Origin of the sequence: Streptomyces sp. H27-H5, assembly GCF_026627505.1 — a bacterium.
Taxonomy (GTDB): Bacteria; Actinomycetota; Actinomycetes; order Streptomycetales; family Streptomycetaceae; genus Streptomyces.
Genome location: NZ_JAPNLK010000164.1, coordinates 1 through 9764 on the forward strand (window position 1 = coordinate 1; position 9764 = coordinate 9764).

At 69.7% G+C, this 9764-nt stretch carries 14 protein-coding genes; all 14 read right to left on the reverse strand.

Annotated features, from left to right (window positions below):
* Positions 1 to 42: 42 nt before the first annotated feature.
* Entirely contained in the window at positions 43 to 684 is a 642-nt protein-coding gene (locus tag OTB19_RS43845) for an HNH endonuclease (RefSeq protein ID WP_420717003.1), read from the reverse strand.
* A 28-nt stretch (positions 685 to 712) separates the two neighbouring features.
* The gene (locus tag OTB19_RS39910; RefSeq protein WP_267803699.1) at positions 713 to 1447 is read right to left on the reverse strand and encodes a hypothetical protein; all 735 of its coding nucleotides are present in this window, start codon (positions 1445 to 1447) and stop codon (positions 713 to 715) included.
* A gap of 1 nt (position 1448) precedes the next feature.
* The gene (locus OTB19_RS39915) at positions 1449 to 1892 is read right to left on the reverse strand and encodes a hypothetical protein (RefSeq protein ID WP_267803701.1); all 444 of its coding nucleotides are present in this window, start codon (positions 1890 to 1892) and stop codon (positions 1449 to 1451) included.
* Positions 1876 to 2094, reverse strand: a complete 219-nt coding sequence (locus tag OTB19_RS39920) for a hypothetical protein (RefSeq protein WP_267803703.1) — start codon at positions 2092 to 2094, stop codon at positions 1876 to 1878. The genes OTB19_RS39915 and OTB19_RS39920 overlap by 17 nt, the downstream gene beginning before the upstream one ends.
* A 9-nt stretch (positions 2095 to 2103) precedes the next feature.
* Positions 2104 to 2697, reverse strand: a complete 594-nt coding sequence (locus OTB19_RS39925) for a phage gp6-like head-tail connector protein (RefSeq protein ID WP_267803705.1) — start codon at positions 2695 to 2697, stop codon at positions 2104 to 2106.
* Positions 2698 to 2704: 7 nt separating this feature from the next.
* Positions 2705 to 3019 (reverse strand): hypothetical protein, encoded by a 315-nt coding sequence (locus OTB19_RS39930; RefSeq protein ID WP_267803707.1) that lies wholly within the window; start codon positions 3017 to 3019, stop codon positions 2705 to 2707.
* A 14-nt stretch (positions 3020 to 3033) separates the two neighbouring features.
* Positions 3034 to 3378, reverse strand: coding sequence for a hypothetical protein (locus OTB19_RS39935; RefSeq protein WP_267803709.1), 345 nt, complete (start codon positions 3376 to 3378; stop codon positions 3034 to 3036).
* A gap of 63 nt (positions 3379 to 3441) precedes the next feature.
* Positions 3442 to 4869: a phage major capsid protein gene (locus OTB19_RS39940; RefSeq protein WP_267803710.1), complete on the reverse strand. Its 1428-nt coding sequence runs from the start codon at positions 4867 to 4869 to the stop codon at positions 3442 to 3444.
* A 141-nt stretch (positions 4870 to 5010) separates the two neighbouring features.
* Complete coding sequence (locus OTB19_RS39945; protein WP_267803711.1) at positions 5011 to 5811, reverse strand: HK97 family phage prohead protease; 801 nt, start codon at positions 5809 to 5811, stop codon at positions 5011 to 5013.
* Positions 5808 to 6977: a phage portal protein gene (locus OTB19_RS39950; RefSeq protein ID WP_267803712.1), complete on the reverse strand. Its 1170-nt coding sequence runs from the start codon at positions 6975 to 6977 to the stop codon at positions 5808 to 5810. Before OTB19_RS39950 ends, OTB19_RS39945 begins: the two co-directional genes overlap by 4 nt.
* Positions 6974 to 7141, reverse strand: a complete 168-nt coding sequence (locus OTB19_RS39955) for a hypothetical protein (protein ID WP_267803713.1) — start codon at positions 7139 to 7141, stop codon at positions 6974 to 6976. Before OTB19_RS39955 ends, OTB19_RS39950 begins: the two co-directional genes overlap by 4 nt.
* 9 nt (positions 7142 to 7150) lie before the next feature.
* A complete protein-coding gene (locus OTB19_RS39960) occupies positions 7151 to 8698 on the reverse strand; it encodes a terminase (protein WP_267803714.1) in 1548 nt (515 codons plus the stop codon).
* Complete coding sequence (locus tag OTB19_RS39965) at positions 8664 to 8909, reverse strand: hypothetical protein (RefSeq protein WP_267803715.1); 246 nt, start codon at positions 8907 to 8909, stop codon at positions 8664 to 8666. The genes OTB19_RS39960 and OTB19_RS39965 overlap by 35 nt, the downstream gene beginning before the upstream one ends.
* Before the next feature lie 12 nt (positions 8910 to 8921).
* Positions 8922 to 9338, reverse strand: a complete 417-nt coding sequence (locus OTB19_RS39970; RefSeq protein ID WP_267803716.1) for an HNH endonuclease — start codon at positions 9336 to 9338, stop codon at positions 8922 to 8924.
* Between the last annotated feature and the right edge of the window lie 426 nt (positions 9339 to 9764).

Below are 9764 nucleotides of genomic sequence, written 5' to 3' on the forward strand. Positions count from 1 at the left end.
TCCTCCCCACCGGCCTCCCCATCGGCAGTCCCGAGGACTGCCTTACCTGCGCCGGCACCCTCTACCTCGGCAGCCCGGCCTGACCGGCCCAACCCCCCTCCACGAACTTTCGCGGTGCAGCACTAGGTTCTCGGGCCTGTTGTCGTCGCGGACGCCGTTGATGTGGTGAACCGTCTCGTCCTGGAACAGGTTCCGACCGATGGCCTGTTCCATTACGAACCGATGTTCCGCGCGGTACCGGCCGCCGCGCAGGACCATTCGGTACCCCTGCGGCGTCAGGTATCCATTGCTCTCACCGGTGTGGAGGAGGTGGGCCGGTCCGGGGTCCCCCGTGCGGTTGACGCGGGCCCTGTGCAGAGCGCAGTACTCCTCTCCCCGACGCGGCTTGGTGCAGCCATTCACCGAGCAGGGAAGGGGTGTCTTCTTCTTCGGCCCGCACGGCTGGGCCTCGGCAGTTCCTGCGTCTCCATACCGCCGCCACCGCCGGTAGTGCGTGTCGCAGTACCCGCGAGAGGCGTGCGCACGGTCACATCCGTCGACTGAACAGGCTTTGAGAGGTGCTTGCGAACGATGCGGTGCATCAAGCAGGCGGCCCGCGCGCGCCCGCTCGTAGTGCAGCTTGCAGTAGTTCTTTGCGAAGTATCGTGCGTCGCAACTCTGCACAGCGCAGCTGGTGTTGGCCATAGCCCAGCCTATCGCGAACCTCGGATGATTAGCGTACGCCCAATGAAACTGCGAACATGAAACTGGGGGTGGTGCCGCTGATGGTCCAGGCGACCCGCCACCAGTCGTCGGTGATGGCGCCGCCCGCGGTGCGCAGGATCTCGCCGCCCGCCGCAGTCGCCGCGGCGAACGTGGCCTGCGTCGTGGGGCTGGGGAACCCGACCGCGTTGTCGGACTCGATGCGGGCCGTGATCGACGGCGTGGTCCCGGCGACCGACAGAACGTGCAGCGCGGCGTACATGCGCTTCCCTGCGGGGACCGCGCCGAGCTGTTGGGCGGTGCCGGTGCCGGTCGAGGTGCGGGCGGTCCCGGCCGGATGGCCGATCACCCCGCGCACCAGCGGCCAGGACGACTTGGCGGTGCCGGTCCATGGCGCGACGTCGCCGACCGCACCGCCGAGTTGGTAGCCGCTGCGCATGGCGGAGGTGAACCAGGCGAGCGCGCCGACGCCGGCGCCGTCGGGGCACGCGGTCCACGGCCCGACGCCGCCGAGCTGCGCCCAGGACGCGTTGTCGACGAGGCTGGGGTCCCCGGCCTCCCACTGCCCCTCGCCGGTGAACTCAGCCGAGCCGAGGCCAGCCATGACTTCCTTGTAGCCGGCTGACAGGTAGTTGGTGGACTCCTTGTCCTCGACCTCGGCGCTGACTTCGATCTTGTTGGAGGCGCCGGTGAGGTCTGCGGCGACCGCGTACAGCCGACAGTTGAGCAGCACAAACTTGGCCATGTCAGTCCCTTCCGTCGCCGATGACTTTGACGATCAGCTCCGCGCCGACGTAGGTGGTGCCCTGGTGCTCGTACCAGCGGACGCTCTGCACCCGCTCCAGGTGGACGTCGTCCGCGTGGCCGTCCAGAGCCTCCTCGCCCGGGGCCCCGCGGGCGGCGACCAGGGCGGCCTTGATGGAGGCCGGACCGGCGCCGGACAGCATCGCGTCAAGGAGCCGCTGGGAGGTCTGGTCATCGGCCCGCCCGACGAGGACACGGCACGTCAGCTCCGCCTCGTCGAGCGCCCGCCCGAACGCCTTGTCGTAGGCCACGGTGTACTCGGCCACGAAGAAACAGGGCGCGGTGATCGAGTCCGGGGTGTAGCCGGTGCACGTCAGCCGGCCCGCGCCGGAAGGGAGGACCACGGCCCGGACGGCGCCCGCGATGGCCTCACGAACTGCCGCCATCTGCACCGTCGTCCACCCCCTTCGCCGCAGCCTTGCGACGGCCCGTCTTCGGGCTCGGCTCGGTGGCTTCCTCGGCGACACCGGCAGCGACGAGGTGCGCGCCGACGGTGGTCGGCAGGTCGGCCTCCTCGCCCTCGGCGGGCCACGGCTCGCCGTCGCGGGTGGCGCCCTCGGGCATGGCGGTGATCATGCGAATGCGCATGGTGACTCCTCACCCGAAACCGGGCAGTACGTAGGGCTCGATCAGGTTCCAGACGTCCGGGTCCCGGCGGGACAGACGGACCACACCCCAGTCGGCGGACCCCGTCACGCCCTCGGGGGAGTCCTTCCGCTTGAACAGGCGGTTGGCCTGGATGAGCGTGGCCTGCACGACCTCGTCAGGGACGGCCGGCCACCCGAACCGGGCGGTGACACGGACGCGGCTGGTGCCGGATCCCCAGCCGCCGGACCGCAGCAGCGCGGTCACCGGGCGGCCCACGACCAGGGCGTTGTCCGGGAGGGTCTCCCACGTGGTCACCACCGACCATGCAGCGGCCGACCCCGTCTCGACGACGAGGCCGGACGTGCTGCCGATGTCGTCGACCACCAGGGCCGTCCCGCCGTCCTCGACGACGGTCCGGCCGTGCGGCCGGTACACCCGCGCCACCGGCTCAGCGTCCAGCCAATACCTGCGGCCGGTCATCTTGTCGATGGACCGGGACGCGGTATTGAGTGCCTGCTCCAGCGAGGCGTCCCGGCTGTCGTCATCGTCGTCCAGGCCGAGCTGCCGTTTCAGCGTGCCGAGGTCGGCGTACTCGTTGGCCACGGCCGGCTCACTTTCCGCCGGTGTCGCCCTCGGCCTTGTCGGCCGGCTTCGTCGTAGCCGCGCGCGCCGGGGCGGCCGCGGCCTTCTTCGCCGGCGTCTTGGCCGCGGCTTCCTTGCCGTCGCTACTCGCGTCGGCGGTCTGCCCGCTCGGCGCCGAGCGGCCGGCCGGGCCGCGGCTCTGATCCGCGTCGCCCTCGTAGCCGTAGTGCTCCAGCTGCTCGTCGACCTGGCGGACGCGGTCCTTCTCGCCGCGCCGCTTGTAGCCTTCGCGCTCACGCAGCAGCGCGGCGATCATCTTCCGATCTTCCTTGCGGGTACTCATCAGTGACGCCTCCGTCAGACGAAGAGGATGGTTGCGGAGCAGGTGAACGACGGGGTAGTGCCGCCGATCGTCAGCGCCGCACGGACGTAGGACGCGGTGACCGCGCCGGCAGAGACCCGGTTCCCGGCGGCGGTGAGCTGAGTGATCCCGGACCCGGTGAGGGTGCTCCAACTGGAACCGTCGGCAGACTGCTCCAGCACCGCGTCCAGAGTCGGGGTGGTACCGGACGCGGCCGAGCAATGCACCAGCAGGACGGCAACCTGCGCGGCTCCGGCGGCCGCGACGGGCCCGCTCGTGGCACTGGCGGTACGTGCGAGAGGGGGCAGGGCGACATCACCCTGTACAGGGCGAGCGGGCATGACGAGTTCTCCTGTCGGAGGAGCGAAGGACGGCCGGCCCTGCGTGGGCCGGCCGTCGAGGGGCTAGAAGGTGGGCGTGACGAGACCGGTGCCGCCGATCTTCTGCATGCCGTTCGAGTACCGGCCGAACGTGTACGCGAAGTACTTGTACGCGACCAGGAGAACGCCCAGGCTCGCCGCCTTCGTTTGCTCCGCGCGGATCATCAGCGGCGCCTCCTGGTCCTCCCACAGGTGGCACTCGGACGACGGGACGACGAACACCTCGTCCTCGTTCGTACCCGCCCCGAGGCCGGTGCCGATGTTGTTGTCGACGATGACTTCCAGGCCGCACGGCAGCACACCGCGGACGCCGGAACCGTAGGAACTGGAGGAGTTGGCCTGGCCTGCGGACTGTGCCGGGATACCAGTCCAGTTGATCATCGGCCAGGTTGAGGACATCTGGCTGGACAGCCAGTACCAGCGCCGCGAGTGCATCACCGCGTGCGTCGGCCGGCCCATCGCCAGCATCGCCGCCTCGACCCCGGCCGCCGCGGACAGGATCTTCGGGTACAGCTCGGCGCCGGACGGCGACGCGTCGGTGTACGCATTGGCCTGCGCCACGGCGGACAAGCCGGTGCTGGCCTGGTTGATGAGGGTGTTGTCCAGGACGGTGTGGACCCGGTTGAAAAGGTCCTGCATGGTGACGTCCTCGATGCCCTGCCCGCGGTCGATGGCCTGCCGAGACACGGTCTGCTGTCCGGCCGCGGTCTGCACCGGGATCGTCAGCAGCGTGTCGTCCATGTCCGTCTCGGACACCGCGCCGTTCTCCGACGCCTGAAGCGCGGCCGAGGACGCGGTCGTGATCCGGGAGATGTTCACGGACATGCCCGACTCCGGCAGCGCGTGCCTGTTGCAGATGTCCGCGAACGGCCGCAGTGCGGCGGTGGCCGGGGCGTACAGGTCGGTCAGGTACTGCGGTACGACCAGGCCCGTGAACGCGCCGGTGTTCGTGGCGCGCTGCATGAACGCGGCGCGCTCGACGCGCTCTTCGTGCATGTGGCGGGCGAGCCGGCCCTGCGCCTCGACGTCGCTGAGGAGGAACTGGCGGGACACGTCCATGAGGAACTGCTTGCCGTGCGGGTCGTTCTCCCGCGTGTAGGTTCGCTCCTCGTGGGTGACCCGGGCGACCTTGTCGTAGGCGGGCTTGCGCTGCTCGGTCGAGGTCGGCTTGACGTTCCGCTGTTCGGCGGTCCGCTCCTCCTCCTCGTACTTGATCTTGTTGGCGTTGTCGAGCTTGATGGCGATGCCCTCGATGTCCCGCTTGCTCTGGTCGCGGGCCGCGAACAGTTCGGCGACACGGTCGTCCTCCTCCGGGGTGAGGTTGGACCGGCCGTCCTGCTGTGCGGTGTCAAGGATCAGCTTGACCTCGGCGTTCGCCTTCTTGCCGCGCTTCTTCGCGGCCTCCAGCTCGACCTCGATGGCAGCGACGAGGTCGTCGATGGTTCCGGGCATGGTGATGCCTTCCGGTAGATCGGGATGTTGGTCGTGGGTGCAGCGCGACTACGCGGCGGGCCCGAGTCGTCTGCCGGGCGTGGCGAGTCCCGCCTCCGGGCGATCTGCCGGACGGCGTGCTGGAAGGTGGAACGAGGTGGATCAGTACTCTTCGCTCTGCGCGACGAGAAGCCGGGTCCGCAGCATGGACACCGAGCGGCCCTTCGCCTCCGGCTCCGACGCGGGAGCCGGCCCGGCTGCGGGCTGCTGCCGCAGGCCGGACAGATCGTCACGGAGCGCCAGGCGTTCGTACGCCTCGCGAGCGACGAGCGGCGACAGGCTGTCGATGGAGGCGAGGAACTCCCCGCTGCGGGCCGAGACGCTGGTGTGCGGGTTGGCACCGTAGGTGACCGGGCCGACGTCACCGCGCTCCAGGTCGAACTCCTGGATGCGGTACTCGCTGTAGTCCGGGGACCACTGGCCCGAGGTGATGCGGAACATGAAGCTCTGCTCCCTCACGTCGCTGTCCTCGATGGCCTGGACGAGCAGCTGCACGTCCGAGCGCTTCGGGTTCAGCCACGCTCGCTGGCCGAGCCCCGCGTCGTCGGCCCACAACTGAAGCCGGCCGTTCCGGGTCGAGGCCATCGGGGTCCCACCGTGATTGAAGCGGAAAACCACCTCCGGGTCGGCGGCGAGTGTCTTGTCCGCAGCCCCCTTGGTGACGACCTCGGTGTACGGGCCGAACGCGTCCCACATCTCATAGCCGCGCTCGAAGCTGGAGGCGTAGCCCTCGACTTCGTACCACTCCATCTCGTCGCGCATGACCTTCTTCGCGCGGAGCTGCGAAGTGAACCGCACCTCCGGCGACTCGGGCCGATCGCGCGGTACCCGCATCTCGGTGGCACCCGCGGCAGAACGGCGGGCGGCTGCGGCCTGCGCCCGCAGGCTGGCCGGATCTGTCATGACGGGACTCCTGTCGTGGCGGTGGTCCCGGCCGCCGGGGCCGGGTTCTTCGTGCCGAACAGCCGGTCAAACTCGGAGAGCTGCGCGTCGGTGAACGGCTGCCGGTCTTCCAACTCGCGGGCCTCGGACGGGGCGAGCTGCCGGGACTCGATCTGCGTGCGCAGCATCGCGGCCCGGGTCTGCGGATCCATGCGGAGCAGCGCGTCGGTGTTGAGCTTCACGAACCGCGGCCGCGAGGTGAGCGCCGACAGCGCGTCCTCGCGGCGGATGATCGCCGGGCCAAGGTTCATCACGAGGAACTGGAGGTTCCTCTGGGTGATGTTGGCGTACGTCATGCCGTTCGACCCCGCGTCGATCAAGTCGCCGGGGCAGTCGAAGAAGCGGGCGATGTCGCCGATGCCGTACCGCTTCGCCTCGATCCAGTCGGCGCCGGCGGCGTCCGCTTGGATCATCTTGTACTCCCAGTCGTTGCCCGTGACGAACACGTCCTGGTTGGTGGTGGAGGACTTGAACCGGCGCTTCGTCTCCTCTGCCTCAGGCGGGGACAGAGTCTTCGCGGTGTTCTTCAGGTGCGCCGCCGGAACGCCACCGTTGCCGAACCAGTCCAGCGCGAACTGCTGCACAGACAGGTACTCGCCGATCGACCACGCGGCATACGCAATGGGGGACAGGCCGACGGCCAGACCGGACACCGTGTACTGCCGCTCGTGCCACACCTCGTCGGCGCCGTACTCCTGCTGCCCGATCCGGTAGGTGACCACGCCGTCCCGATGCCGCACGGTGACGTCCGCCAGCGGCACCAACTCGATGCGCGCCGGGAGGCCGAGACCATCCCGAGCAGTGATCAGACCGAACGTGTTTCCCGCGCGGTCGAGGTCGAACTGGGTGGAGTACAACCACTCCATCATCCCGACCCGGTCCCCGCCCGGGTTGATGAGCACCGGCGGCTTGGGCACCTCCACCTTCATCTCGCCGACCCGCCGGTACACGTCCACCGGCATCGTGCTGACGAGGTTGGCGCGCAGCCGCAGGCACGCCCACACCGCGCTGTGACGGAGCGCCGATTCGTTCGTCACGACCACCCCGCCGGCCCGCTGCTCCGGCCGGCGCGGGATCAACTCGGACGCAGACGGACCCTGGATACTGCGGCGCCGGAACAGGCTCATCCGCTACCGCCTCCCCGCGCCGACCACAGCGAACCGGCCAGCACCACCACACCTGCGGCCGACAGTGCGAACCCGCCGGCGTACGGCCACAGGCCGAGCGCCAACCCGGCCGCGATCAGCAGCAGCGCCAGCGCGTCCAGCAGTGTCGTCACCACACCGCTCACGGCGCCTCCTCAGTAGATCGAATCGAGCACGTCGTAGTCCGCGCGAACCATCGGCCCCCGGGCGAGCAGCGCCCACCTCGCCTGGACCACAGCGACGAACGGCGACACCTCGGCCAGTGACCGAGTCCGGTCCAGCACCCACGCGTCACCCACCCGCCGAGTCATGGCTCCGTTTACCGCGGCGGTCAGCGGCGTCTGCTCGATGTGCGCCACCGTGCCCTGGTTCATGGCATCGGCCATCTGCCCGCACGCCTCGACCATGTCGCCGGTCCGCATCACCACCAGGTGCCCCGGCAACGGATGCTCCTTCTCGTCTGCGGTCTGCGGCGCCCGTACCCCTGCGGCGACCAGGTCGTCGATGAGTGAGGACGCGGGCGACCCGGATGCCGAGATCGCCACCGCCACCGGGTCATGTAGTTGCCGACGGCGTACGACCGCAGGCACCACCCAGGCCGTGCCGGGCCGCCGGTCAACGACCTCCAGGTGCACGCGGCCGTCGGCCCGCAGCGAGGCCAGCCCGATCGTCGAGGTGCTTCGGTCCTGCGACACGTCCACGGCCAGCGCAAGTTCCGGGCCCGGCCGGGATCGTTCCTCGGCGAGCCCCGGCCACGCGGTCTTGGGGACGTTGGGGTCCGACGGCGGAGCCGCCTTACGCGTGCGGTTCAGGTACGCCCGATCGAACTCACCGGGGTCAAGCTTCTCCAGCTCCGCCCTGATGATGTCTTCCGACACCGTGTGCCCAAGCGCAGGCAGCGCGGTACGCCACGTGGACGGCTGGTCACGCGGCAGGTGATCGGGCGCGAACCATTCGAAGTAGGCGACCCGCGGCCGGTGGCCCGTGGCCCACATCTGCTGGATCAGCTCGCGGCCGGCCTCGCGCTTCTTGTTCAGCCAGACGCTGCGGTCCGTGCCGCCTGCGCTGGCCCACCAGAGCTGCGCCATGGGCTTCGTCAGCATGGCCGGGGAGAACGCCTGCTCAAGCCTGTCGTCTTCAGCGGCGAACGCTTCGTCAATGATGCCCAGATCGAGTGGTGGCCCGTGGCCGGCCTTCTCCGTGTTCGAGGTGATGCCGAGCAGGGACCGGGTACTGCCCCAGATGATCGCTTCGTTGCCCGTCGTCTTGCGGGGCCGGTACTTCCCGAACAAGGAGGAGCCGTCGAGGGTGGCGAGGAACTCGTCCTCCCACCGCTTCTTGGCCATCGTCCGGTTCTGCGCGGCGTAGGTCACGTTCTGCCGCTCCCACGCCATGATCCGGTGGACCATCACGGCGAGGATCTGCTGGGTCTTCCCCTGCTGGCGCGGAACACTGAGCCCCACCTCGCGGTGCGCGAACACCCCCGTGTCCGGGTCCAGCTCCAACGCAACGTCGAGAACGTACCGCTGCCAGGGCATGGGCTCGAAGCCGAGCCGCTGCATGACCTTGGCCGCCTTACCGCCCAGCGTGGGGAAGTCGGGCCGCCGGGGGGTGCCCCACCAGGGGGCGCACTCCAGGCCGTACAGCTCTCGCAGCTGCTCGCCGAACTCAGTCGGGGCTGTCCAGATCGGCGAGGTCGTCATCGTCCTCCTCCGCCGGCCGCCCGTCGACGAGCTGCTTCAACGTGGCCCGCAGCTCCTTGTTCAGCGCGGGCAGCAACCGCCCGTCGTCGCCTCCGCCCGCATCCATGTCGGCCGCCAGCTTGAAGGCCATCTCGGCCAGCGTCGGTTCCACACCGACCAGGCCGCCGATCGCCTCGACGTCTTCCCGGACGGCCTTCTCTACAGGGCCCATGAAGCCCGCCTCTCAGATCAGCGCGAGTTGAACCAGGCCGCCGGTACCCCGCCTGGAGTTGCAACCGCGGTGCGCGAGCGCAAGGTTCGAGGCCTCGTCGGTGCCGCCGGCGGAGACCGGCACCAGGTGATCCAGCGTCGCCGCGTCACGGTGCTGGAAGTGCATGGCGGGGTCGACCGGCTGCGTGCAGAGATGGCAGCGCCAGCCGTCGCGCAGGGCTACGTCCTCCAGCAGCGGGCGAGGGCCAGCCGCCGCAGCACCGCGCCGCACTGCCGCCGCACGCCGATCCTTGGCGCGGCGGCGCGACCGGGCGCACGCCTCACAGAAGCGGCCCTCCTGATTTCGGCCCCGCACGGTAAGCGCCCCGCATCCGCCGCACGGCTCGGGCTGCGCGGGTACCCCGTTGAGGCGCCGTACGTTGGTGCCCATGCGCAGGCGGGCGCACCTGTCGGAACAGGTGCCCCGGGATGGATCGGTGAACTCCCGTCCGCAGTGCGCGCACGGGCGCGGGATGTAGCGATCGGCCCGGGAATACGGCTGGGGTCGGTCTCGTCGGCAAGGCCGGCATACGGCGTGCCCTTCGGGCAGGGAGTCCTTGCTCCGCCACATCAGGGAGCCGCATCGCGCGCAGGGCAGGTTCTTCGTGGCCATGGCCACCTCCAGGGCATGCGAAAGCCCCGGTGCCTGGAGACACCGGGGCTCTCTTCCCACGCGGATCAGACGCGGGCGACTAGTGCTGCTCCGCGAAAGTTCGTGGAGGGGGGTTCAGGCTTCCTGGAGGGGGCTGGCGGCGTAGGTCCACTTGAAGGGGCGGGCGGTCTCGTTCCGTTTGATCATGTAGTCGTCCATCTTGGC